We start from the raw sequence: 23,023 nt of genomic DNA on the forward strand, positions 1-23,023 counted from the left end.
TTAAAAGTGTGTTAGCCCAGCGGATTTAACCGCTTCGTCTATTCTTTATGAAATAACTCACTATCGGGAAAATTATGCAGATTCGAAAAGGATTAAATACTGACCTCGTACGTCTTGAATGCTGTGACTTTTCTTTCACCATTAGCCACGTTGCGCGAGAGCCCTTTATCCACTGTGATTTGCATATCGAAGCCGTCACCGAGCCCTGGATTAAAACCTACGAGCTCGACATCCAAACCCTTGAAAACCACTGCGTTAATCCGGACGCCATATTTCTTATCGCCGAAACGGATGACGGTGAAATAGCCGGATTTATTACCGCTTCAATTGGCTGGAATAAATTTATCTCAGTGGATTATATCGCCGTTGATCGTACAAAACGCAGAACCGGCGCCGCACAAAAATTGATGGCCGCCGCCCACGTCTGGGCCCGCAGCGTAAACGCGCCGGGATTACGGCTTGAAACACAAAATGTGAACGTCTCTGCCTGTCTGTTCTACCGTAACTACGGATTCACCCTGGGCGGATACGATCGTTTTCTCTACAACGCCTTACCGGAAAAAGACGAAGTCGCCCTGTTCTGGTATTACATGCTGGTCTAGCAACGCAGCCTTCATATTTCTGTCATTGAATTTCATTACGCTTTCGGGATTTTAACCAGGGTGTTGAGGAAAAAAGCGTGAATTCAATGGCTAAGGCATTACTGCTGGCATTACCTGTTTTGAGTGCAACGGCAGCGGCGACGGCCGCCGGGCGCGACCTGTGTGAACCCAAAGCGTACGAAATGGCGCTGCGCTATCAGCAGAAATCGGCAGAGATTATGGCTCTTCAGCTGCAGACGTATCGGTTTGCCACCGAGCGTTTCAACGAAAAGTTAAAAGATCTGAAAACGCCTGAAAATTACGCCGTGGTAATGGATCTGGATGAAACGGTGCTGGATAACACCCCTCTGCTGGTGCGCGACACCGAGCAGTGTCACGACTTTACAAAATGGGACACCTGGAGCGACTGGGAGAAACAGGGTAAACCCGGCTTAATTCCGGGCGCGAAGGCGTTTCTTGACCATGTGAATCAAAGCAACGTCCGTATCTATTACGTCTCGGACCGCATGCAGGAAAATAAAGCCGATACGCTCAGGACGTTAAAAGCCCTCGGACTTCCGCAGGTGTCCGATGAAAGCGTGCTTCTGGATACGGTCAGCAAGGAAGAGCGTCGCCAGAGCATCCTCAAAAAGCAGCAGATCGTGATGCTGTTTGGCGACAGCCTGCCGGATTTCGCCGTGCAGTTTAAAAACAAAAAACCGAGCGAACAGCAGCGCGAGCTGGTTGAGGCCAGCGCGGAACACTTCGGTAACGACTGGATTGTGCTGCCTAATGCCGCTTATGGCTCCTGGTCGAAAGCCACGCCGGACAGCTGGAACGCGCCGCTGAAAAAATAACGTTTTACAGGCCGGGAAAGGCATCACCGCCATCCGGCCTCTTCACTGAGCTATCCATTGTGTTTATAGGTCCTATCATTTCTGGGCAGGTTCTTATAATTTTACGAAGAAGTAAGATGAGCGCTTTCAAAGGAGACTCGTATGCTTACCGTGAAAAAACTTGCCCTGTCCACGCTGATTTCCAGTTCATTGCTTTTCTATCCTGCGCTTCAGGCGTCGGCAGAGACGCCTCAGCACGTCGTTAAACAACCGGCGGGCGGATACAGCGTTCAGGTTGGCGACGTTCTGGTGACCTCGTTTACCGACGGGACCGTCGCGCAGGATCTACACAAGCTGCTGCGCCGCACAACGCCGCAAAAAATTGATGCGCTGCTCGCGAAAAATTTCCAGACCAACCCGCCTGAGGTGTCCATTAACGCGTTCCTGATTGCGATGCCCGGACATAAAATTCTGGTAGATACGGGCTCAGGCCAGCTCTTTGGCCCCGGCAACGGCGGACGTCTGATTGAGAGCCTCGCCACGCAGGGGATTAAACCCGAGGACATTACTGAAGTCCTGCTGACCCACGCCCACTCCGATCACGCGGGCGGCCTGGTGAAAGACGGCAAGGTGGTGTTCAGCAACGCGCGCGTTTTTGTTGGCAAACCGGACGTCGACTTTTTCTTTAACGACGAGAATCAGAAAAAAACCGGCTACGGCAAGAACTACTTTGTCGTCGCGCAGAAGACCTTAAAACCCTATCTTGACGCCGGTAAAGTGGTGCCGTTTAGCGGCACATCTGAGATTCTCCCGGGGCTGACCGGCACGGTTCATCCCGGCCATACGCCAGGCTCAGCCTTCTACACGCTGACAAGCAAAGGCGAGAAGATCACCTTTGTCGGCGACATCATTCATGCCGCGGCGGTTCAGTTCCCGCAGCCTGACGTGACCATTACCTACGATGAAGATCAGAGCAAAGCGGCAAGCGTGCGCGAACATGCGTTTGCGGACTTTGTGAAATATAAAGACCTGGTTGCCGCGCCCCATCTGCCGTTCCCTGGTATCGGCTATGTCACCAAAGGCGAAAACGGCGGCTATGCCTGGGTCCCTGTGACCTATACCAACCGGGACGCCAGCAGCGCGAAATAAGATGACGCCCCTCTCTGGCATGGACATAGACCTGATCCTGACCCTGGATGCCCTGCTTCAGGACAGGAATATCACCCATGCGGCCGCGCGGCTTGGCATCAGCCAGCCCGCGCTCTCCGCCCGTCTCGCGCGTCTGCGAACGCTGTTTGGCGAACCGCTGTTTATCCCCTCCCCACATGGACGTGGGGTGTTGCCCACGCCGAGAGCGGAAGCGCTCAAGCCTCAGGTGGAGAGCGTGCTGCGCGGCATCAGCGCGATGTTTGCCCCCATCGCGTTTGATGCCGCCACCAGCCGCCGGACCTTTGCGATCGCCCTGCATGAAAATCCGGCGCTGATGCTGGGCACAGGGCTGCTTAACCAGGTGAGCACCGATGCTCCCGGTATCCGCCTGCGCTTCGCCCTGCCGGAGATGGCCGAGCTGCCGCAGCAGCTGGAAAACGGTGATGTCGATATCTACATCGGCGTGAGCGCCGGTGCCCATGACGGCTGGGTAAGGCGCAAACTGCTCGACGACGCGTTTGCCACCGCCCAGCGCAAAGGTCATCCGCGCGGAACCGGTGCGTTAGACCCGGAAAGCTTCTGCGCGCTTTCTCATCTGGTAGTGTCGTCGGCGGGGGATCCGTTTACCGGTTTTGTCGATCAAACCCTGGCCGGGCTGGGCTATCAGCGACACGTCGCGATGTCTACGCAGAGCTACGCCATGGCGCCTGCGCTTGTCGCCGGTACTGACCTTGTGTGCACCTTACCGGAACGGATGCTGCGACAGTTTGCCAGCTCGCTGGATATTTTTCCGCCGCCGCTGCCGCTCCAGCCCATAACCATCTACATGTACTGGCACCCGAAAAACAGTCAGGACCCGGCGAACGCCTGGCTACGCGAGCAGCTACTGCAGGCGGCCGGACGTCAGGTGTGATCGAGCGTAACCAGAAACTTTTTAAGCACTTCTGAGCGAATAATCCGGTGGCAAACCAGCGTCAGCTCGCTTTCACGGAGCCGGTCAAGGATGTCCACGTAAACCACATTCTCGACGCTCACCGCCTTTGCCGACGCAGGCAGCAGCGCAAGCCCAAACCCAGCCGAAACCAGGCTTATCACCGTGGGCACGTCGGTCGCGTTTTGCACCACGTCCGGCTGAAAGCCCGCCCCGCTGCAGGCGTCATAAAAGTACTGTTCCAGCCCCATTCCCTCCGGGTCGCGCAGGGAAATCCATTTTTCGTCTTTCACCGACGAAAGCGTCAGCGCGGACGATCCCGCCAGCGGATGCTGACGATACAGCGCCAGCACCGTTTTCTCGGCGGTAAACGGGCGGCTTTGCAGATCGTCAGGCAGCGACGGCAGCGGCGCCCGGATGATGGCCACATCAAGCTGGTTGCTTTGCACGGCCGCGTAGAGCGTCTGCACGTTTCCCGTCACCAGCGACATGGTAATGGCCGGCCAGCGCGTATGCATCTGGCGCAGCGCGGCGGGCAGCCTGCCGTCGAACATCGCGCTCGACACGCACCCCAGGTTTAACACCCCCTGCTCGCCCCTTGCCGTTTGCCTGGCGTCGAGAACCGCCTGCTCGGTCAGGGAGATGGCGAGCCTGGCTTTCACCAGAAACGCTTCGCCCGCGGGCGTCAGGGTTAAGCGGCGGTTCGCCCGGCTAAAGAGCGTGACGCCTAAACGTTCTTCCAGCGCCTTTATCTGCTGGCTCAGGGCCGGTTGCGCCATGTTCAGACGCTCGGCGGCCCGGTGCATGTGGAGCTCTTCGGCAACGACGATGAAATGGCGCATCTGACGAAACTGCACGGAACGCCTCCTTTTTGATATGAATTTACTTATCAATTTAGCAGTAATGATGCAATTGATGCTATTGGTCATTGCCATAAAAATGGAGGTATTCAAACGAGGGAGGAAAATATGGAAAACCCGATCAACGATCTCCGCAGCGCCATCGCCCTGCTTCAGCGCCACGAAGGGCAGTATCTTGAAACCGATCATCCGGTCGATCCCAACGCGGAGCTGGCGGGAGTCTACCGTCATATCGGCGCGGGCGGCACGGTAAAACGTCCCACCCGTACGGGCCCGGCCATGATGTTTAACAACGTGAAGGGCTATCCGGACTCCCGCATCCTGGTGGGAATGCACGCCAGCCGCGAGCGCGCGGCGCTGCTTCTGGGCTGCGAGCCTTCTGAACTGGCAAAACACGTCGGCCAGGCGGTGAAAAAGCCGGTTGCGCCGGTTGTCGTTCCGGCCTCGCAGGCCCCCTGTCAGGAACAGGTCTTCTACGCGGACGATCCTGACTTCGACCTGCGCAAGCTGCTTCCGGCACCGACAAACACGCCGATTGATGCTGGCCCGTTCTTCTGTCTGGGGCTGGTGCTGGCAAGCGATCCTGAGGATAGCTCGCTGACGGATGTCACCATTCACCGCCTCTGCGTCCAGGAGCGCGACGAGCTTTCCATGTTCCTTGCCGCCGGTCGGCATATCGAAGTCTTCCGCAAAAAAGCCGAAGAGGCCGGAAAACCGCTGCCGGTGACGATCAACATGGGTCTCGATCCCGCCATCTATATCGGCGCCTGCTTTGAGGCCCCCACCACGCCGTTTGGCTACAACGAGCTGGGCGTCGCCGGGGCGCTGCGCCAGCAGCCGGTCGAGCTGGTGCAGGGCGTGGCGGTAAAAGAGAAAGCGATCGCGCGGGCGGAAATCATCATCGAAGGTGAACTGCTTCCGGGCGTGCGCGTAAGGGAAGATCAGCACACCAATACCGGCCACGCGATGCCGGAGTTCCCGGGCTACTGCGGCGAGGCTAACCCGTCTCTGCCGGTGATCAAAGTGAAAGCCGTGACCATGCGCAACCACGCAATCCTGCAAACGCTGGTGGGACCGGGAGAAGAACATACCACGCTGGCCGGTTTGCCGACGGAGGCCAGCATCCGCAATGCCGTTGAAGAGGCGATCCCGGGCTTCCTGCAAAACGTCTATGCGCATACCGCAGGTGGCGGTAAGTTCCTCGGGATATTGCAGGTGAAAAAACGCCAGCCGTCAGACGAAGGACGTCAGGGCCAGGCGGCGCTGATTGCCTTAGCCACCTATTCGGAGCTGAAGAACATTATTCTGGTCGACGAAGACGTGGATATTTTCGACAGCGACGATATCCTGTGGGCGATGACCACCCGCATGCAGGGTGATGTCAGCATCACGAATATTCCGGGGATCCGTGGCCACCAGTTGGATCCATCGCAGTCGCCGGATTACAGCACCTCGATTCGCGCAAACGGCATCTCCTGCAAGACCATCTTCGACTGCACGGTGCCGTGGGCGCTGAAGGACCGCTTCGAGCGCGCGCCGTTTATGGAGGTGGTTCCGCGTCCGTGGGCGCCGGAACTGTTTAACGAGAAATAATGACAAAAGGCCACGTTAATGTGGCCTTTATCGTTAGACCCTTATCGATTTTTGGGTTTCATCCGCAGCTTTTTCTGTTTATTGATATGCGCCAGTTCCCAAGGATCGTCATAGCCTGGTAATGGAGCCTTGCGAGTTAGTCCACCCCATGGCGAGCGGTGTTTCTTAATGATTTCCGGTAAATCATTAACTAATCGTTTCTCTTCCTCCAGGATTTTTTTCGTTAGTTTTGGAAGGCCTAAATATTCCGATAATAAATTAAAGTAATCGCCATAATTTCTATAGGATATTTTGTGGTGCATAAAGGGACTCAATGCGTCGATGACTCTGCGCAGTTTTACTGGTGAAGGAAGTAATACAGCGAGTTTTTCGTTAACTTCTGCAACGTTTACACCCTCTTTGTTTTTTGCAAGATTAAGATCAATGACCTCCTTTATAAGAAGGTATACTCCAAGCCTTAATTTCAATTTATCCTTAAAACCCAGGCACATCTCTGGAATACCATAATGGATATCATCATATTGAGGTGCACCCACAAATACCCAGTCATCCATTCCGGGTATCTTTTGTATGCGGCTTGTTTTGATAGCAGATAGCGTATCGAAAAGACTGATTAACGTGAGTTTTGAGAGTAGGACGCAAACGTCGGGATTGATAATAATGGGTTGCACGAGATCCGGGACCGGATCTACGACGTTGATGACAATATCCTTATCTGCATCGATCGACGTATGAGTACAGACGAAGGTCCTGATTTTTTTTGGCGGCCCATTTTTACAGACAACATGAGTCACACTGTCTAATTGCGCTACCGCCTCCTCTATTCTCTGCCATCGGGGGGTATACTCGCCCCCTTTACTCTCGAATACATGCCATTCACCCGCGTGGGTCTGAATAAGATAATCAGGCGTTTTTCGCCTATCCTTATCCGGGTAAAATTGCAAAGACGCTTTCTCAATCAACCCGGCGTGAATAAAATGTTCTATCTGCTCATGTCTGGACCTGAGCCAATAAGTTGCCGACTGGAAGCAGAAAAAACCACCAAGGATAAATGATATAGTGGATTTTTCGGAGGTCTCAATGCACTTATAAAATTTTCGCATTTTAAATGCCTTGCCCTGACTTATTTCAACGCATATCCCGGCAAGTTTTAATCTGGCGCGTGTATACCGACCAATCCATTTGTAAACATTTTCATCTAAAATGCCGTCAGCCGTCCAGTCTATACACTGCGAATAGCCACATTCCAGCGCACCAGGTGTAGCAAGAAACGACGTTTCTGCTATAAATCTGTCCTGCGGTTTTTCCATGCCCTTCGGTTTGGCATAATGAATGCAGGCAATTTCGTAAGAGGGATAAAGGATCCTTTGGCTAATACCTTTTTCCTTATTGCTTAATTTTTTCTCATCAACTTCTGCTTTTTTTTGATTCCATGCCGCCACGGACTCCGTTGAAGTCTCCCAGTATTCAAAAAGGTTCCCACCGTTTTCCATATTTTTTCCTGAACGCAAATTGCAGGTTATTGAGCCACCATTATTATACCGTTTTGGCTAAAATTCATGACGCTCAAATAAGGTAGGTTTGTTGCCGCTTCCTCCACTTTCTTGTACCCTTTTACCGGTAACCCTGCCCCCACAAACATTGAGACATCCGGACACCTATGACTGCACACATTTCTAACGATCCTTTGCATGGCGTAACGCTGGAGATGATGGTCAACGCTCTGGTGGCGAAATATGGCTGGAGCGAGTTGGGCGACCGCATCAAAATTAACTGTTTCAGAAAAGATCCCAGCGTTAAATCGAGCCTGAAATTTCTGCGCCGCACCCCGTGGGCGCGCGCGGAAGTGGAAGCCCTGTATCTGGACTCCCTCCACGATGAGGCAAGCACAGAACAGGCGGAGCCCGCCTTTAATCCCTGGGCCAACAGTCGGATTATCAAGAGCTAATACGCAAATGACGCGACACGTAAAACGGATTGGTGCGCTGGCTGGCTGCGCGCTTTTACTTGTGAGCTGCTCCTCAAAACCACCCAAATCACTGGTTACCCCGCTCCCCACCGCGAGCAAACCGACGCAGCAGGCAAACGAGCCGATGCGCGGGATTTGGCTGGCAACCGTCTCTCGTCTCGACTGGCCGCCGGTGGCCTCGGTGAACGGCCGCAGCGCGGACCAGCGCATCGCGATGCAAAAGCAGGCGCTGACCAGCAAGCTCGACAACCTTAAGCACCTCGGTATTAACACGGTGTTTTTCCAGGTGAAGCCGGACAGCACGGCCCTCTGGTCATCAAAAATTTTACCGTGGTCGGATATGCTGACGGGCAACGTCGGCGAATATCCGGGATACGATCCGCTGCAGTTTATGCTGGATGAAGCGCACAAGCGCGGCATGAAGGTCCATGCCTGGTTCAACCCGTACCGCGTGTCGACCAACACCAAACCGTCAACCATCGCCGCCCTGAACCGGACCGCCTATCAGACCCCGTCCAGCGTCTATGTCCAGCACCCTGAGTGGGTGCGCATCTCGGGCGACCGCTTTGTTCTCGATCCCGGCATTCCGGAAGTTCGGGACTGGATCACCCGCGTGGTGACCGAAGTGGTGGCGAACTACGCGGTAGACGGCGTGCAGTTTGATGATTACTTCTATACCGAAACGCCTGGTTCAGCGCTCAATGACGCACAGACCTGGCGGCAATACGGTCAGGGATTTGCCTCAAAGGCCGACTGGCGAAGACACAACACGCAGCAGCTGATCGTGCAGGTGTCCCGCGCGATTAAACAGACCAAGCCCGACGTTGAGTTTGGCGTCAGCCCGGCGGGCGTGTGGCGCAACCGCTCCTTTGACCCGGCAGGCTCTGATACCCGCGGCGCCGCGGCCTATGATGAGTCCTACGCCGATACGCGGCAGTGGGTGCAGCAGGGCCTGCTGGACTACATCGCTCCGCAGATTTACTGGCCCTTCTCACGGGATGCCGCGCGCTACGACGTGCTGACCAAATGGTGGGCCGACGTCGTGAAGCCGACCCACACTCGCCTGTATATCGGCATTGCGTTCTACAAGGTGGGCGAGCCGTCGAGAAATGAGCCGGACTGGACGGTTCAGGGCGGCGTGCCGGAGCTGAAAAAGCAGCTCGATCTCAACGATTCGCTGCCCAACGTGAATGGCACCATCCTGTTTCGGGAAGATTACCTGAACCAGCCGCAGACGCAGCAGGCGGTGAACTACCTGAAAGGACGCTGGGGAAGCTAAGAGACTATCAGGCAGAAACGCCCCGTTTCTGCCTGTTTTTTTACGGCTTCGGCCCAAACATCGCCTCAAGCTGCTGCGCATCCGGCATACCGACCACCTGCTGCAACTCATTTTCCGCATTCAGATAGTAAATGGCCGGCGTGGCGTTAGCGCCCAGGCTGTCCATCAGCGTCTGGTGCTTCTGCAGGATAGCTACCGTTTCACGGGAAGCCTCGCCGTCTGGCTTAGGTAACTTTTTCCCACCGGAAAGCTCGTATTCGCGCCAGGCCGAAACCGGATCTTTCGCATTCAGAATCGCGGCGGCGTTACGTCCGCTGTTGGGGTTGAGAAACGCCACTAGCAGCGTGTTGAGCTGAACCTTGCCCGCCTTCACCCACGGCTGCGCTTCGGCCCAGAACTGCTTGCAGTACGGACAGAACGGATCGGCAAACACAAAGACCTTACGCGGAGCGTTATCCGCCCCTTCCTTCAGGGGATGCGCCGCGTTGAGGTTCTTCCACATCTCGCGTCCCATCGGGGCGTAAATCTCTTTCTGGAAATAGCCTTCGCTGAGGTTTTTCCCTTTGTCATCGTACAGATAGCCTGAGATGACGTGCTTGCCGTCCGGGGTTAAAAACAGCGTCACGCCCATGTCCTGATACTGCCCCAGCCAGGCCGGTGCCCCGCCGGGTGCATCCAGCTTCTTAATGATTTTAATGTTCTGCTGCTCGCCGAAGTGCTTCACCACCTCCGGTATGGCATCAGCGGCCTGTACCAGCCCTGACGTCGCCAGCGCTGAAAGTAACAGTAATTTTTTCATTTCCCTCTCCGGTTTGTCGGGGGCATTCCGCCCCCTTCAGGTTAGCGGTTTTTCAGTGCGTCACTGACCATTTCGTCGAATTGTTCAAACGGCACCCAGCCGGGCAGCAGTCCCTCGCCGATTAGCGTGGCGGGCGTGCCCTGGATCCCCATTTTTTCCGCGACGATCAGGCTGCGCTTGATCGTCATCAGGCTCTCCTCGTCCGGCGTCGTGACGCTCACGCCCGCCCGCTTCTGCGCCTCCTGAATGCTGGCGTCATCGTGGTACCCCTTCCTGGCCATCAGGGTATGGTTCAGCTTCATAAACTGCCCGGGATCCTGACGCCAGAGCGTTAACGCATCCCGCGCGGCGGTCAGCGAGCTTTCCGAGCGGAAAGGTAAGAACTTAAAGACCACCGCGACGTCCGGGTATTTCTCAACAATCTTCTCCAGATAGGGATCGAATTTTTTACAGTACGGGCAGTTGTAGTCGGTAAACACCACCAGGGTGAGCTTGGGGTTTTTCGCGCCGATGCGCGGTGAGTTCGGATCGTTAAACAGGAAATCAGCGATCATCTTCTGCGCACGCTGCTCCTGGTCCGGCGTCAGCGGCTGGGCAGCGAACACCTGAACCGGGGCCAGCAGGAGCAGAAGCGTAATAAGGAGTTTTTTCATAACACGTTTAGCCTTTTGCGTTGTTCAGGGTGGTGACCAGGGTGCGCTTGTCCAGCAGCGGCGAGAGGATTTCGCCATCGGGCAGACCGGGGCCATACGCTGCGTTAAACGGAATGGCGTAACGGTTTCGCTTCGCCAGAAACTCCGCGATAAACGCGGACGGCTGGCTCCAGTCTCCGCGCAGGGCCACCACGTCCGGCTGGCGCAGCGCGGCAATAACGTCCGGCTGATTCAGCACCCGATGCTCGTTGACTTTGCAGGTCACGCACCAGTCCGCCGAGATATCCACAAACACCCGTTTTCCCTGCGCCAGCGCCTGCTGGATGGCTTCCTCGCTGAGTGGCTGCCACGGGATAGTCTGAGCGACATTCTGCGCCACGGCGTCAGACGGGGAGTTAAGCAGCCCGCGCGCCTGATACCCGCCGAACGCCGACAGCGCGATGACCACGAGCCAGAACAGCGGTGAGGATTTTTGCCCCTTCAGCGCGAACAGCGCGAGCGCGACGGCGATCAGCACCAGCATCACCATCTGGCTGACCGACTCACCCAGATGCACGCCCAATAATGTTGCCAGCCAGAGGCTGGAGGCCAGCATCATCAGGCCCAGGATGACTTTGAGCGTGTTCATCCAGCGGCCGGGTTTCGGCAGCAGCATGGCCGTTTTCGGCACCAGAGCGACAAACAGCCACGGCAGGCTCATGCCCACGCCGAGCATCAGGAAAATCAGCCACAGGGAGTGCAGCGGTGCGCCAAGAGCAAAGGCGACCGCGGTACCGAGGAACGGCGCGGAGCACGGCGTCGCCAGCAGCGTGGCGAACATTCCTTCGCAGAAGCTGCCGCCGATCCCCGATCCCCCTGCCGTAGCCAGCCGTCCCGTGGCGGCTGAAGGCAGCAGCATCTCAAACGCGCCAAACAGGTTCAGCGCAAACAGGAAGGTGACGGCGACCATCAGGCCAATAAACCACGGGTTCTGGAACTGAATGCCCCACCCCAGCGACGCCCCGGCAAGTTTCAGTGCGGTCACCATCCCCGCCAGCAGCATAAAGGAGGTGAGGATCCCGGCGCTGGTGGCCAGAAACCGCAGCCTGATCGCGCGCCTGTCCGAGCCCGCCTGTAGTATGCTGTTAAGCTTCATGCCCATGACCGGCAGCACGCAGGGCATCAGGTTGAGGATCAGCCCGCCCAGCAGCGCAAAGAGCACCATTTTGCCCGTCCCTTCCGGCGCAGAATGCGTAGCTGGCGTCGCGCCAACGGTCATGGTGGTTTGCTGCGCGTGACCGCCACTGGTCAGCACAAACGACAGCGTTTTGCCTTCCAGCGAGGCGGGTTTATCGCCCCATTCGTCGGTCACGGGTACCGTCACCCGAAGCGTATTGCCGTCGTGTTTAATGACCGGCTCGCCGGGAAGAATGTCACCCTCCAGCGGGTCAAAGTAGATCCCCGGATTATCCCACTTCCCGTCCGTCGTGCCGGTAATCACCAGCTTGTCGCCAGCGAGCCAGGCGGAGAGATCCGCGGATACGCCTGACGTACCGGGCACGGCACGCATCGCCTGCTCGAACTCGCTACTGAAGCCCTCGTCCATCGGCTGGGTAAAATCGAGACGCAGCGGGTAGTCCGTCAGCAGGCAGACGTTACTGCACGTCGAGAGCGTGAGCGTTCCGTCGAGCGTGTTGCCCTTCACTCCGTCGAGTGCGATCGGGATAGTGACCTTATCGTGATAGCCCTGCGTGGTCATGCCGGAGATATCGAAGCGCGACGGGACCGGCCAGGACCAGCTATCCGTCACGCCTTCCGGCCAGCTGATTTTCGGCGCTACGCCGCCCTCGCCCGGCGATCGCCAGTAGGTTTTCCAGCCGGGCTTCAGCTCAACGGTGAGCAGGCCTTTAATGTGCGTTTGTTCCCTCTCCGCCTGAAAGCGGATGCGGGCGTGATCGTTTTGTGGGGAAACCTGCCAGCCTGTGTCCGCCGCATGGACAATGCCGATGCAGGACAGCCACAGGAAGACGAATCCCCTGAAGAGGTTAAGCATGTTTTACTCCGTGAACAGTGAAAATTATCGTGTGAGGACGATGATTTTCATTCACGGAAAACGCAGTTTTTAAGGTGTATTCGGGGAGGTGGTGCCTGAACGGGCTGTTCTGCGGGAGCAAATGCCCGCCCTTGCGTAAACAGCTGCAGCAGCGCGAAGAAGATAATAATGGCCGGTAGCGCGCCGTCGAAGAACAGCGGCTGGGCGCAAAGCAGCGAGTGTGCGCCAAGTTGACAAGGCGACGGGCCGGGTTGCTCGGTGCTGCTGCTAGCCGGGGCATCTGCGCTCAGAGAAATTTGCGGATCCAGTCCCTGTAAAAAATGGTTGAGCATCACCGCACGCTGCACGAGGCAAAGCGCCATCGCGAGACAGGTGACGATCAAAAGCCATTTTCCGAGGAGCTGACGGTTGCGCATAACATTCCAGAGTAACAAGACGCCCCGATCATAAACGATAGTGATGAATCTACAAGTGCCGGAAGTGTAAGGTTTTGTCTGTCGCCGCTATTCGCCCGTCAGCGCGTCATAGACGTCCCGCAGCCGCGTACGCAGAAAAAGCACCGCCTTGTGCTTGCGGGATAATAGCGCCTGTTCGCTGGCGCCGGTCTCCTCTGCCAGCATTTTAATGCTGTAACCGTGGAGTTCGGTCTTTTCAAACACCTCACGCTGCGGCGGCGGCAGTTCAGACAGCGCCTGCCCCAGTTCTTCCCACAGCAGCGTTTTGAGGTACTCCTCTTCCGGCGTGTGCGGGACGCCGAACAGGGTTTCGGCCAGCTCGTCCTCCGGGCCCCCCTCTTCGTCTACGCCCGTAAAATAGCCGGAGAGTGACACCTCGCGCTTTTTACGCGCCCGGTCGGTCATCTCGTTACGCGCCGCGCGGAACAGCCAGGCGGCGACGTTTTCGACCGGCTGCTCCACTTTCATCAGCTGATACGTCACTTCCTGCAAAATGTCGTCGGCATCATCGCGAACGGACGTCCGCCCGCGAATGAAGGCTTTCAGCCGGGCTCGGCAGGCATTAAGCGCCGACATCAGCATGGATCCGCCCGCCTCCCCGGCTTTCATTTCGCTCACTCTGCTTCCGGCGCTTTTGGCGTGGCGTCGTCGCGTTTATCGTCACGATGACCGTGCCAGCCGCAGTGGCCGCGGCCGTGGCGACCAAACCCTTCGCGGCGCTGCTGAATAAACGCCTCGCGCTGTTCTGGCGTCATATTCATCCACCGCTCGTGCATCCGGCGATGCGCGCCAAACATCCCCGGGCGGAAACCTAACCCGCCAAACAGAATGCGGCTCAGCACCAGAATGCCCAGCGCCTGCCAGAAGCCAATGGCTTTTACGCCGAGAATGGTCGGGAGCAAGGCGTTCCACAGGGTCATCACCACCAGGCCGAGCACGATGAAAATCACCGCGCCAATGACTAAACCCTTACCCATACGGTGGCGGCCGAATCCGCGCCCGTGACCTCTGCCGTGCATATCAAAATCTCTCATGGTGTCTACCTCATTTACAGTAACTGATTATGGCTTGTGATGAGGTAGACGGATGAGGAAGGGAAATATTGCTGGGGTGAATGAATAATTTTGCGGGGAGCGTATTTTCACACGCCCCGTGAAAACCATTGCTGGCGCTTGTTCACCGTTTAAGGCCGGTTTAGAGCGTTCTTAATTTCCAGGATTTTATCTGCACACTCTGCCGCTGATAACAGGGCGGTGTCCAATATGAGATGTTCTCTCTCCCAGGGTTCATACTCACGGTTTTTTACCCTTTCCCAGTCAGGAGGCGTGAGTCCCGGGATATCAGATACTCTGTTCTCTACGCGATAACGATGTTCTTTTTCGTCTGAGCAGACAATTTCAACTTCCAGGAAAGGGACATTCAACGACAGAGCAATATTGCGGAAAGCATCTCGTACAAGGTTAATATCATTAACGGAATCGGTCACAACGTTGGAGCCCAGCTTAAGATTCTCGCTTGCTAAACCATAGAGGGCAAAATATCCCTCCGGCCCAATTTTTTGCCCAGGTTCAGAGACCGAACGAATGGCCTGCTCAACGGTATCAACCCGCAGATATACTGCCCCCAGCCTTTGAGTGACTATTTTTGCAACAGTGCTTTTTCCGCTGCCGGGTAGCCCACTAAAAATAATTAACATAATTTTCCCTTGTGATAATTAATGATGAATTTTTGCTTCCTTCAGAGAGACATTCCACATTATTTAGAAATGGTTACTTCGTAGACTAACAAGGCATCTAAGCCGCTCTCAATACGATTCAACCCAATGAAATAAAAGTATTTATCTCACACCACATCCACATATTGACCACATCTGCATACTCTGAATGCAGAAGCAATGCCATTGTATTCCCGAAATTTAATCACTTCAGTGGTAACGATAAGAGACACTACTTCTGTAGCGCCTACATCTTTTTATAGGAGAAAAAAGGCCGCGCAAGCGGCCTTTTTAGAAATTATTGTAGCAATTTAATTAAGTCTTCCTTAGGAATCTTTTTCCTGTGGACTTCGTCATGGCAGACGTTGCAGAGCGTTATAAGGTTAGCAAGCGTGTTGTCACCACCATGGGCATGGTGTTCTATATGATGCAACTCAAGGAACGTTCTGGGGTCATTAGCCGTTTTTTTGCTATGCGACCAATGACAGTTTCTACATGAGTGGTTATCTCTCTCAAGAACACTTACACGAACGGGATCAGGAATTTTGCGATCATGAACTTCCGCCTGCCGGTCCTCTTCAAGTAAATAAGCTCCTACATCCAGCTCCGGACGACCAGAGTTTTTAGTAGCAATAGGCCAACCATCTTCTGTTCTTAATTCACGGGTTCGGCGAGCCCATTCCTTACTATCGTTTGCAAGGTAACGCAGCTCTTCACCAGTAACAGGACGGCCTACATTTTTTCGAAGATAGGAAAGGATTTTGTCTTTCGTTGAGATTTTGCTGCGGCGAAGTATATTTGCTTCATTCCACCGTAGTGCAGCCTCTCTATCCTGCCCCGTTGCCACCAAAGCATAAACGTCGGTTTTGAGGCAATTTGTAGATGTAATGTTGAGTTCTTCAAGAGTGATTTCCTGCTGATCAATCATCTCTTTAAGTGTCGTTCCACTTAAAACTGACCAGCCGAACTGAACACGCAATTCACGGATTCTGCGGGCATATTCACTTATACCTGCGACAACCATTAATTCATCACCGTGAATGATGGCTCGGGGGTATTTCAGTAAGTATGCTAAGATGCGATCTCGTGCAGAATTGCAGTTTTCCTCATTCAATAGAGAACTGCCTAAATCGCGTAACAAATGGTTTGCGGGAACGAGGGTAAGTACCTGTTCCCTTAAGGATTCCTCTAGCAACTTATGCTCGAAATCTGTAATTAGTGCTAAGAGCTGTTTACGCAGCGTTTCCGGTTCGCTCTTCTTCGATCTTCTCGCCATGTTTAATTCTGCATTCCATTAAATTGATAACATATGAAGCAATTCTTTGGGCAAAAACAGGTGGAACAGCATTACCAATCTGACGAGCAATTTCTGTTTTCGTTCCCTTAAAAACAAAACTATCCGGAAAACTCATTAATCGCGCAGCTTCACGATGCGTGATTGGACGGTGTTCCTCTGGGTGGAGATAGCGTCCTTTCTCCGGCTTAAAAAATTCAGTTCGAATGGTTACAGATGGACGTTCCCACCACAATCGACCAAATAGGTCTGTGCCGCCAGATGTTTTCTTTATCCAACATGCAGGGGTAATATCAGGCCTGTTTTTTTGTAAGTCAAATCTGTTGCCACCTAACGGAACGGCACGATAGCGCTCTTGCGATAGTGCCGTCGGATTTCTACCAAAATGAAGATCTAATGGAGGTTTAACATCCCGAATTTCTGTGCCTACTGGCGTAGGAAGATCATCGATGAAATCTTTTACAGTTAACCAGGCAGGGAGTACACCCGGCTTTTCCGGATTTTGATGAGACGGCGAAGGTGGAAAACGAGGAATAGTATTGAGATTAAATCGTTGTTTCTTTATCCCAATGGCAATAGCACGCTTACGGGTCTGAGGAACGCCATAATCAGCGGTATTAAGCACACAAGGATTCAGTAGTACAAACCCCATACTTTCTGCTCGAGCACAGATATCTACAAACTCATCACTCGTCAGTAACCCTGGAACGTTTTCCATGACAAAAACTGAAGCTGAAGACCTTTCAATGATATCCATATACGGCTCCCATAGTGCACGACGATGGTCACCTTCGCGGTTTTTATTTAACAAGCTGAAACCTTGGCATGGCGGCCCACCTATGACAATGTCGGCCTTGGGGATCGGATTGTCAGCGATCCACTCGTCGATGTTCGCAACAATCCCATGATTACCAAAGTTTGCGTTATAGGTCTTTATCGCAGCTTTATCGTTATCAAGTGCAAGAATGCTTTCGAAATGAGCGCCATTTGCATCTTTCATGAAGCCGCAGGACAACCCGCCTGCACCACAAAACAGATCGATGACCTTTAATTTCTTGATTGTACTCATTAAAATACATTCCTGATTCTGACATAGATAACTTTCTACGAGTGTATCATAAGATATGACTGTTTTTATGTACAGTGTACGATTATATCCTCAAATTTGCCAAGCATGGCTCTAATAGAAAATGAGTCTGATTGACCAGTGACTGATGTTCTTTCTCAACCTCTGGGGGAGCCCAACCACGGCTGGAACATGCCACCTAATCTAAAAGAAAAAAAGCCCCTCATCTTCATTGATAAACCTGAATTTTTTATTACCACATTTCACCCTTGCCCCACGAGCCAGGGCGTTTAGCTCCCACCTCGCCAGCCAAAAAAGGCCCCTAAGGAGCCTTAAAACCTTACATCAAGCCTGCACCGGCAAACTAAAACTCGAAATACTCCGTGAAAGCTGCTGCGCCTGCTCTTCCAGCGAGGCCGCTGCCGCAGCGGACTGCTGCACCAGCGCAGCGTTCTGCTGGGTGACGCCATCCATCTCGGTCACCGCCTGCCCGACCTGGCTGATCCCGCGGCTCTGCTCCTCGGAGGCGACGGAGATCTGCTCCATCAGCGTATTCACTTTATTCACCGACGAAATAATCGAATCAATTACCTCGCCCGAACGGTTCACCAGTTCCGCACCGTTTTTCACGCTGGAAACCGACTGCGCAATCAGGCTCTCAATGTCCTTGGCCGCCACCGCGCTTTTCTGCGCGAGGGTGCGTACCTCGCTGGCCACGACCGCAAAGCCGCGACCCTGCGTACCGGCGCGCGCCGCTTCAACCGCCGCGTTCAGCGCCAGAATATTGGTCTGGAAGGCGATGCTGTTAATCACGCTAGTAATGTCCTCGATGCGCTTCGAGTTCGCCGCGATGGTATTCATTGTGTCGATGACTTCGCGGGTTACCGCTTCGCCGGTGTGGGCATTTTTCACCGCGTCCTGTACCAGTTTACCGGCCTGGTAAACGTTGTCGGTATTGTTCGCCACCGTCGCGCTCAGCTCTTCCATGCTGGCCGCCGTCTGGGTCAACGCGGAAGCCTGCTGTTCGGTACGTGACGCCAGGTCGATATTCCCGGAGGCAATCTCCTGCGCCGCGTGCGTTACGGTATGGCTCGCGTCGCGCACCTGGGCGATGGTCTCCAGCAGCGCCTGACGCATCTGCTCCATCGAGCTCATAAGATGATCGATTTCGTTATGTGCGCTCCCCTTGACCGGCACCGGAACGTCCAGCTTGCCTGCTGCAATCTGGCTGCAGTGCTCACGCGCCAGGTTGACCGGTGCAAAGACAAAGCGCTTCATCAGCAGGCTGACGGCGACAATCACCACCACAAACAGGCTGGCGATAGCGGCAATGATCGCCAGGCCGGAGACGAAGTTACTGCTCGCATCTTCATTCAGGCTTTTGGCGTATTTCTGGTGGACGGAAAGGACCTGGTCGAGAACGATCTCGTACTGACGGTCAAGGCGGGAGACTTCCGGGATCAGCGCGTTAAATTTGGCCACATCGTGCGCCTCGGCGGCATCGATCAGCGGCGCCAGTCCCTGGTTGCGGTAGTTTTGCCAGGCGTCCTGATAGGCAGTCACCAGCGGCGCTTCATCCGTCAGACGCGGCGAAGCCATAAAGGCCGCAAAAGCGTGGTCCGCTTTAGTCAGCGCCTCTTTCACGGCGGTTAGCTTTGCAGCCCCGTCCGCCGAGTTGCCCGCTTCCACCATCTTCACATACTCCATCACCCGAACGCGCAGCGTACGGCTATGGTTGATAGGGTCAATAATGGACAGAACAACCTGGATCTCTTTGTTGACGTTATCCAGGGAATTATTACTTTTAATGATGAGGCCAACGCTGGTCACAGTGCTGACAACAAAGAAGAAAAGCAGCGAGAACAGGACGATCAGGGACGACTTTTTCAACGACATAAACCAATACCTCAAGGAGAATTATTCCTTATGGTTATCGGCGCTTCCAAAACTTAAATTAATTAAAGTTATTGAAGTATCGAGCCGGGCTATTTCGCTGACTTATAGCGTCGCTGCAGGGTAGCGTCCAGTTTCCGTTGCAGCGGCTGCGGCGTCTCCCCTTCGATCAATTTGCTAATTAAATCAAAACAGTGCCACGCCAGCTGACGGTTATCCTGACGAATGGTATCCACGGGGATCGTCAGCGAATCGTAGAGATAGTGATCGTCAAAACTGGCTAACCTGATATTACTTTGCAACAGGTTGTGTTGGCCCATATAGCGCAGCACCCCTTCCAGCAGCCCGCAAGCGGCGGCGAACAGCGCTTTCGGCGGACGCCCCAGACGGGCGCAGAGTTCAGCAAACATCTCGTACCCGGAGCTCGGGTGATAGTTGCCGTGAATGATCCACTCAGGGCGCAGTTCCACACCGGCATCACGCAGCCCTTGCTTAAACCCTTCCAGACGGTCGCGCGTCGGAGAAAGGCGCGGCTGGCCGCCGAGGAAGTAGAACTCATCAGGATGCTGGCGCGCAATGTCGGCCACCAGTTCCGCCGTTGGAGTAATGGAATCAGTGATAACCAGCGGCAGCGCGCTGTCGTTGATGTGGCGGTCAAACAGGACAACGGGCAGCTGTTCGCTCAGCTTGTGGTAGTCCGCATCGTTAAGCATGCTGGAGGCCACAATCAGCCCGTCCACCTGACGCGCCACCATGTTGTTCACCACCACCGTCTCCTGCCCCGGGTTTTCATCGCTGCAGGAGATCAGCAGCTGAACGCCCGCCTCGCGGCACAGCGTTTCCAGCTCGTGAGAAAACACGGCAAAACCGTAGTTGGTGATCTCCGGGACCACCAGACCAACGGTGTGGCTGCGGTTATCGCGCAGCGACCGGGCGTGAATGCTGGGTTGATAGTGGTGCTCTTTTGCAATCGCCAGCACGCGCTCGCGCGTCTCTTCCGCCACGCGAAGCTCTTTGCTGCGCCCGTTCAGGACCAGGCTGGCGGTGGCTTTTGACACACCCGCCAGCTCCGCGATGTCTTTAATGGTGACGCGTTTTGTTTTTCTCACAACGACTTAGATCCGGCTGCCAAAACCCTCATTCTATCATGCAGGCGCGCAGCGACCAGTAGCGTAATGTGATATCGGACGCACCTTCGAATCGCACCCGGGCCGGATGGTCAGGAAAATAGCGGCTGCTCATCACCCCTTCACCGTGATTGATGAAAATTTCAACGCTGGAGCGGTCGCACAGAACGCGCAAATGAGTGACGTCGCCCTGCCAGTAGCGGGTCAACGTTTCACCGGTTTTCAGGCTCGCGCGTTCAAGACGTATACCCTGCTCATCGACCGTGAGACGCAGCGCGCCGCCAAAATCGACATTCACCTGCGATGCGCACAGCTCAAACTCCAGGCGCGTCGCGTCCAGGCATGGCGCCTCGCTGGCGCGCCCCTGCCAGCGCTGCTCATCTTCGCGCAGCGCCGCCAGCTCGCGCGCCGGGGTCTGCCAGAGCCTGCCGTCGCGATAGCGTAATTCACGCGGGCAGGTCATCTGGTGCATCCAGCCATGCGCCCGGGTTGGCTGAAGCATCTCTTCCCCGTCCGGTACGCCCATCCAGCCGATCAGAATGCGTCGCCCGTCTTCCGCCAGCGTCGTTTGCGGAGCGTAAAACTCAAAGCCCGCGTCCAGCTCGTGCAGATCGCCGTGATCGAACGCAGCGTTTGCATAGTCAAACGTCCCGCTCGTCCAGGTAGCCGGATAGGTATTGAGATAGCGATGCGGCTCGCGCGCCAGCCCCTGCGGACAGCTGATCAAGATGTGCGTTCCGTCGAGCGCGAACAGGTCCGGACACTCCCACATATACCCCGCATCCGTCAGGCCGTTGACCCCGTGACCGGCGATTTCCCCGCAGGACGCCCAGGCGTGCAGATCGGCTGACTTAAACAGCAGCACCTTGCCGCGCTTTTGCACATCCTGCGCGCCGAGCACCATGTACCACTCTCCGTCGTGCTGCCACATCTTCGGGTCGCGCACGTGTCCGGTGTAGCCTTCCGGCAGCGCCAGCACCGGCCCCAGCTTCTTAAAGGTCCCGTCCGGCTGTTCCACGGCGAGGCACTGCCAGGCCGTGCGGCTGCCGTCATCGAACTTGACGTTGCCGGTGTAGCACAGGGTCAGGACGCCCTGGTTATCCACGGCGCTACCGGAGTAGCAGCCGTTGCGGTCATACGCTTCGTCGGGCATCAGCGCCAGCGGCTCGTGCCGCCAGTGCACCAGATCCGCAGAGCTCCAGTGCCCCCAGCATTTAAACCGATGCTCGCAGTCCAGCGGGTTCCACTGATAGAACAGGTGGTAGCGGCCGGCAAACCAGATAAACCCGTTGGGATCGTTCATCAGCCCCGTCACCGGCGCGGGGTGCCACTGCGGATAGTGGCTATCCGCCAGCGCCCGCGGCTGGCCTTTCATAACGGCCTGCAGGATCGCAGGCCAGCGGGAAGGTAACGTCATTATTCAGAGTCCGTTTTATATTTCAGCAGCAGTGAGACGGTAAACGCCACGCCGAAGGCAATCACCATGCCGATAATATAGTTGAGCAGCGAGCTGGCCTGCACGATGGCCATGCCCGGGATAGCGGTTAACCCAACGGCGGTCATGTAGACATGGACTGAGACCACCCAGGCCCCGCCCACCGCGCCGCCAATCAGCGCGGCGATAAACGGCTTAACAAAGCGCAGGTTGATACCAAAAATGGCCGCTTCGGTGATGCCCAGCATCGCAGAAAACGCCGACGGTAAGGTAATGGCTTTGATTTTGGCATCTTTGGTTTTGAACCACACCGCCAGACAGGCGCCGCCCTGCGCCACGTTCGCCATGGCCCAGATAGGCAGCAGGAAGTTAACGCCAATCGACGGGTTACCCAGCAGCCCGGCTTCAATCGCGTGGAAGCTGTGGTGAATGCCGGTGATCACAATCACCGAATACAGCCCGCCGAACAGCAGACCCGCCAGCCAGCCCGCGTGGGCAATTAATGTACTCAGGATAAAGGAGATGCCGTCGCCCAGCGCGCGCCCCGCCGGGCCGATAATCAGCAAGGCGATAAAACCGGAGATAACGACGGTGAGGAACGGCGTCAGGATCAGGTCTAACGCGTCTGGAATCACGCGTCGCAGGTTTTTCTCCACGATGCTCATGAACCAGACGGCCAGCAGCACCGGGAATACCGTGCCCTGATAGCCAATCATCGCGATCTCAAGGCCGAAGAAGTTCATGGTGTGGAAGCCGGAGGCCACGCCCCAGGCGTTGGTCAGCGCCGGGTGAGTCAGAATGCCGCCCAGCGTCGCGCCGAGATACGGGTTGCCGCCAAATTCCCGCGCGGCGGTAAAGCCGATCAGAATAGGCAGAATGATAAACGCCGCGGAGCTGCACATGTCCAGCATGATGTAGATGGCGTTATCCGCATTGACCCAGCCGTAGGTTTTCACCATGCCGAGCAGGCCCATCAGCAGGCCGGATGCCACAATCGCGGGAATGATCGGGACAAAGATATTGGAGAGCAGACGGGCAATGCGCTGGAACGGGTTCAGCTTGCGCGCCGCCAGGTCCGCGGCCTCCGACTTACTGGATTCGCTAATCCCCGCCGCCTGAATAAACGCGGCGTAAACCTTGTTGACCACGCCCGTGCCAAAAATCACCTGCATCTGCCCGGCGTTACGGAAACAGCCTTTTACGCCGTCGACCTTGCCGAGAGCCTGCTGATCGGCAAGCGCGTCATCAACCAGCACCAGACGAAGACGCGTTGCGCAGTGCGCCGCGCTGGCGATGTTTTCCTTGCCACCGAGCAGCGGAATGAGCTCGCGGGCGATTTGATTAAAATCCATAGATA

The 23,023-nt window shown here is 55.5% G+C and carries 22 protein-coding genes; 7 read left to right on the top strand and 15 right to left on the bottom strand.

All coding sequences use genetic code 11. From position 1 onward, the window contains the following. The first annotated feature begins 74 nt into the window (after positions 1–74). From GVO84_RS11660 to GVO84_RS11675, 4 genes are all read left to right on the top strand, one after another. On the top strand, positions 75–602 hold the full coding sequence (locus GVO84_RS11660) for a GNAT family N-acetyltransferase (protein WP_159514208.1): 528 nt from the start codon (positions 75–77) through the stop codon (positions 600–602). 86 nt (positions 603–688) lie between these two features. Then, the gene (locus GVO84_RS11665) at positions 689–1,438 is read left to right on the top strand and encodes a 5'-nucleotidase, lipoprotein e(P4) family (protein ID WP_286088526.1); all 750 of its coding nucleotides are present in this window, start codon (positions 689–691) and stop codon (positions 1,436–1,438) included. A gap of 141 nt (positions 1,439–1,579) precedes the next feature. Next, positions 1,580–2,566: an MBL fold metallo-hydrolase gene (locus GVO84_RS11670; RefSeq protein ID WP_159514210.1), complete on the top strand. Its 987-nt coding sequence runs from the start codon at positions 1,580–1,582 to the stop codon at positions 2,564–2,566. Between the two features lies 1 nt (position 2,567). Continuing rightward, complete coding sequence (locus tag GVO84_RS11675; RefSeq protein WP_159514211.1) at positions 2,568–3,479, top strand: LysR family transcriptional regulator; 912 nt, start codon at positions 2,568–2,570, stop codon at positions 3,477–3,479. On the opposite strand, the gene GVO84_RS11680 is transcribed toward GVO84_RS11675, so the two are convergent. Continuing rightward, a complete protein-coding gene (locus tag GVO84_RS11680) occupies positions 3,470–4,354 on the bottom strand; it encodes a LysR substrate-binding domain-containing protein (protein WP_159514212.1) in 885 nt (294 codons plus the stop codon). The genes GVO84_RS11675 and GVO84_RS11680 overlap by 10 nt on opposite strands. A 111-nt stretch (positions 4,355–4,465) precedes the next feature. On the opposite strand from GVO84_RS11680, the gene GVO84_RS11685 reads away from it, so the two are divergent. Then, the gene (locus tag GVO84_RS11685) at positions 4,466–5,950 is read left to right on the top strand and encodes a UbiD family decarboxylase (protein ID WP_159514213.1); all 1,485 of its coding nucleotides are present in this window, start codon (positions 4,466–4,468) and stop codon (positions 5,948–5,950) included. A gap of 41 nt (positions 5,951–5,991) precedes the next feature. Here GVO84_RS11685 and GVO84_RS11690 read toward each other — a convergent pair whose 3' ends face one another. Beyond that, positions 5,992–7,443: a hypothetical protein gene (locus GVO84_RS11690; RefSeq protein WP_159514214.1), complete on the bottom strand. Its 1,452-nt coding sequence runs from the start codon at positions 7,441–7,443 to the stop codon at positions 5,992–5,994. 167 nt (positions 7,444–7,610) lie between these two features. Between GVO84_RS11690 and GVO84_RS11695 the strand changes: the two genes are divergently transcribed. Both GVO84_RS11695 and GVO84_RS11700 read left to right on the top strand, forming a co-directional pair. Beyond that, complete coding sequence (locus GVO84_RS11695; protein WP_023335765.1) at positions 7,611–7,898, top strand: VF530 family DNA-binding protein; 288 nt, start codon at positions 7,611–7,613, stop codon at positions 7,896–7,898. 7 nt (positions 7,899–7,905) lie between these two features. After that, entirely contained in the window at positions 7,906–9,198 is a 1,293-nt protein-coding gene (locus tag GVO84_RS11700) for a glycoside hydrolase family 10 protein (RefSeq protein ID WP_121423785.1), read from the top strand. A 40-nt stretch (positions 9,199–9,238) separates the two neighbouring features. On the opposite strand, the gene dsbG is transcribed toward GVO84_RS11700, so the two are convergent. From dsbG to GVO84_RS11765, 13 genes are all read right to left on the bottom strand, one after another. Further along, positions 9,239–9,997 carry a thiol:disulfide interchange protein DsbG gene (gene dsbG / locus GVO84_RS11705; RefSeq protein ID WP_121423786.1) on the bottom strand — a complete coding sequence of 253 codons (759 nt, stop codon included), beginning with the start codon at positions 9,995–9,997 and terminating at the stop codon, positions 9,239–9,241. A gap of 41 nt (positions 9,998–10,038) precedes the next feature. Then, a complete protein-coding gene (locus tag GVO84_RS11710) occupies positions 10,039–10,650 on the bottom strand; it encodes a DsbA family protein (RefSeq protein WP_159514215.1) in 612 nt (203 codons plus the stop codon). A gap of 7 nt (positions 10,651–10,657) precedes the next feature. Continuing rightward, positions 10,658–12,682 carry a protein-disulfide reductase DsbD family protein gene (locus tag GVO84_RS11715; protein WP_159514216.1) on the bottom strand — a complete coding sequence of 675 codons (2,025 nt, stop codon included), beginning with the start codon at positions 12,680–12,682 and terminating at the stop codon, positions 10,658–10,660. 47 nt (positions 12,683–12,729) lie between these two features. Beyond that, the gene (locus tag GVO84_RS11720; protein ID WP_159514217.1) at positions 12,730–13,098 is read right to left on the bottom strand and encodes a hypothetical protein; all 369 of its coding nucleotides are present in this window, start codon (positions 13,096–13,098) and stop codon (positions 12,730–12,732) included. An 87-nt stretch (positions 13,099–13,185) separates the two neighbouring features. Beyond that, a complete protein-coding gene (locus tag GVO84_RS11725; protein ID WP_159515640.1) occupies positions 13,186–13,746 on the bottom strand; it encodes an RNA polymerase sigma factor in 561 nt (186 codons plus the stop codon). Between the two features lie 5 nt (positions 13,747–13,751). Then, positions 13,752–14,171, bottom strand: a complete 420-nt coding sequence (locus tag GVO84_RS11730; protein ID WP_121423790.1) for a hypothetical protein — start codon at positions 14,169–14,171, stop codon at positions 13,752–13,754. Positions 14,172–14,320: 149 nt separating this feature from the next. Further along, a complete protein-coding gene (locus GVO84_RS11735) occupies positions 14,321–14,833 on the bottom strand; it encodes an AAA family ATPase (RefSeq protein WP_159514218.1) in 513 nt (170 codons plus the stop codon). Between the two features lie 316 nt (positions 14,834–15,149). After that, complete coding sequence (locus GVO84_RS11740) at positions 15,150–16,127, bottom strand: HNH endonuclease (RefSeq protein WP_159514219.1); 978 nt, start codon at positions 16,125–16,127, stop codon at positions 15,150–15,152. Continuing rightward, a complete protein-coding gene (locus GVO84_RS11745; RefSeq protein ID WP_159514220.1) occupies positions 16,084–17,214 on the bottom strand; it encodes a DNA cytosine methyltransferase in 1,131 nt (376 codons plus the stop codon). Before GVO84_RS11745 ends, GVO84_RS11740 begins: the two co-directional genes overlap by 44 nt. A gap of 342 nt (positions 17,215–17,556) precedes the next feature. Beyond that, on the bottom strand, positions 17,557–19,107 hold the full coding sequence (locus tag GVO84_RS11750; RefSeq protein ID WP_159514221.1) for a methyl-accepting chemotaxis protein: 1,551 nt from the start codon (positions 19,105–19,107) through the stop codon (positions 17,557–17,559). An 89-nt stretch (positions 19,108–19,196) separates the two neighbouring features. After that, positions 19,197–20,213, bottom strand: coding sequence for a LacI family DNA-binding transcriptional regulator (locus GVO84_RS11755; RefSeq protein WP_121423793.1), 1,017 nt, complete (start codon positions 20,211–20,213; stop codon positions 19,197–19,199). A 28-nt stretch (positions 20,214–20,241) separates the two neighbouring features. Then, the gene (locus tag GVO84_RS11760; protein WP_159514222.1) at positions 20,242–21,648 is read right to left on the bottom strand and encodes a sucrose-6-phosphate hydrolase; all 1,407 of its coding nucleotides are present in this window, start codon (positions 21,646–21,648) and stop codon (positions 20,242–20,244) included. Then, complete coding sequence (locus GVO84_RS11765; RefSeq protein ID WP_159514223.1) at positions 21,648–23,018, bottom strand: sucrose-specific PTS transporter subunit IIBC; 1,371 nt, start codon at positions 23,016–23,018, stop codon at positions 21,648–21,650. The genes GVO84_RS11760 and GVO84_RS11765 overlap by 1 nt, the downstream gene beginning before the upstream one ends. Positions 23,019–23,023: the final 5 nt, after the last annotated feature.

Source organism: Enterobacter sp. SM3 (genome assembly GCF_009811935.2).
GTDB classification, from domain to species: Bacteria; Pseudomonadota; Gammaproteobacteria; order Enterobacterales; family Enterobacteriaceae; genus Enterobacter; species Enterobacter asburiae_D.

Coding starts and splice junctions, on each gene's coding strand:
- GVO84_RS11670 (WP_159514210.1), top strand. CDS start 1,580: ATGCTTACCGTGAAAAAACTTGCCCTGTCCACGCTGATTTCCAGTTCA.
- GVO84_RS11715 (WP_159514216.1), bottom strand. CDS start 12,682: ATGCTTAACCTCTTCAGGGGATTCGTCTTCCTGTGGCTGTCCTGCATC.
- GVO84_RS11695 (WP_023335765.1), top strand. CDS start 7,611: ATGACTGCACACATTTCTAACGATCCTTTGCATGGCGTAACGCTGGAG.
- dsbG (WP_121423786.1), bottom strand. CDS start 9,997: ATGAAAAAATTACTGTTACTTTCAGCGCTGGCGACGTCAGGGCTGGTA.
- GVO84_RS11735 (WP_159514218.1), bottom strand. CDS start 14,833: ATGTTAATTATTTTTAGTGGGCTACCCGGCAGCGGAAAAAGCACTGTT.
- GVO84_RS11710 (WP_159514215.1), bottom strand. CDS start 10,650: ATGAAAAAACTCCTTATTACGCTTCTGCTCCTGCTGGCCCCGGTTCAG.
- GVO84_RS11660 (WP_159514208.1), top strand. CDS start 75: ATGCAGATTCGAAAAGGATTAAATACTGACCTCGTACGTCTTGAATGC.
- GVO84_RS11750 (WP_159514221.1), bottom strand. CDS start 19,107: ATGTCGTTGAAAAAGTCGTCCCTGATCGTCCTGTTCTCGCTGCTTTTC.
- GVO84_RS11685 (WP_159514213.1), top strand. CDS start 4,466: ATGGAAAACCCGATCAACGATCTCCGCAGCGCCATCGCCCTGCTTCAG.
- GVO84_RS11675 (WP_159514211.1), top strand. CDS start 2,568: ATGACGCCCCTCTCTGGCATGGACATAGACCTGATCCTGACCCTGGAT.
- GVO84_RS11745 (WP_159514220.1), bottom strand. CDS start 17,214: ATGAGTACAATCAAGAAATTAAAGGTCATCGATCTGTTTTGTGGTGCA.
- GVO84_RS11690 (WP_159514214.1), bottom strand. CDS start 7,443: ATGGAAAACGGTGGGAACCTTTTTGAATACTGGGAGACTTCAACGGAG.
- GVO84_RS11720 (WP_159514217.1), bottom strand. CDS start 13,098: ATGCGCAACCGTCAGCTCCTCGGAAAATGGCTTTTGATCGTCACCTGT.
- GVO84_RS11760 (WP_159514222.1), bottom strand. CDS start 21,648: ATGACGTTACCTTCCCGCTGGCCTGCGATCCTGCAGGCCGTTATGAAA.
- GVO84_RS11725 (WP_159515640.1), bottom strand. CDS start 13,746: ATGAAAGCCGGGGAGGCGGGCGGATCCATGCTGATGTCGGCGCTTAAT.
- GVO84_RS11730 (WP_121423790.1), bottom strand. CDS start 14,171: ATGAGAGATTTTGATATGCACGGCAGAGGTCACGGGCGCGGATTCGGC.
- GVO84_RS11665 (WP_286088526.1), top strand. CDS start 689: ATGGCTAAGGCATTACTGCTGGCATTACCTGTTTTGAGTGCAACGGCA.
- GVO84_RS11700 (WP_121423785.1), top strand. CDS start 7,906: ATGACGCGACACGTAAAACGGATTGGTGCGCTGGCTGGCTGCGCGCTT.
- GVO84_RS11740 (WP_159514219.1), bottom strand. CDS start 16,127: ATGGCGAGAAGATCGAAGAAGAGCGAACCGGAAACGCTGCGTAAACAG.
- GVO84_RS11765 (WP_159514223.1), bottom strand. CDS start 23,018: ATGGATTTTAATCAAATCGCCCGCGAGCTCATTCCGCTGCTCGGTGGC.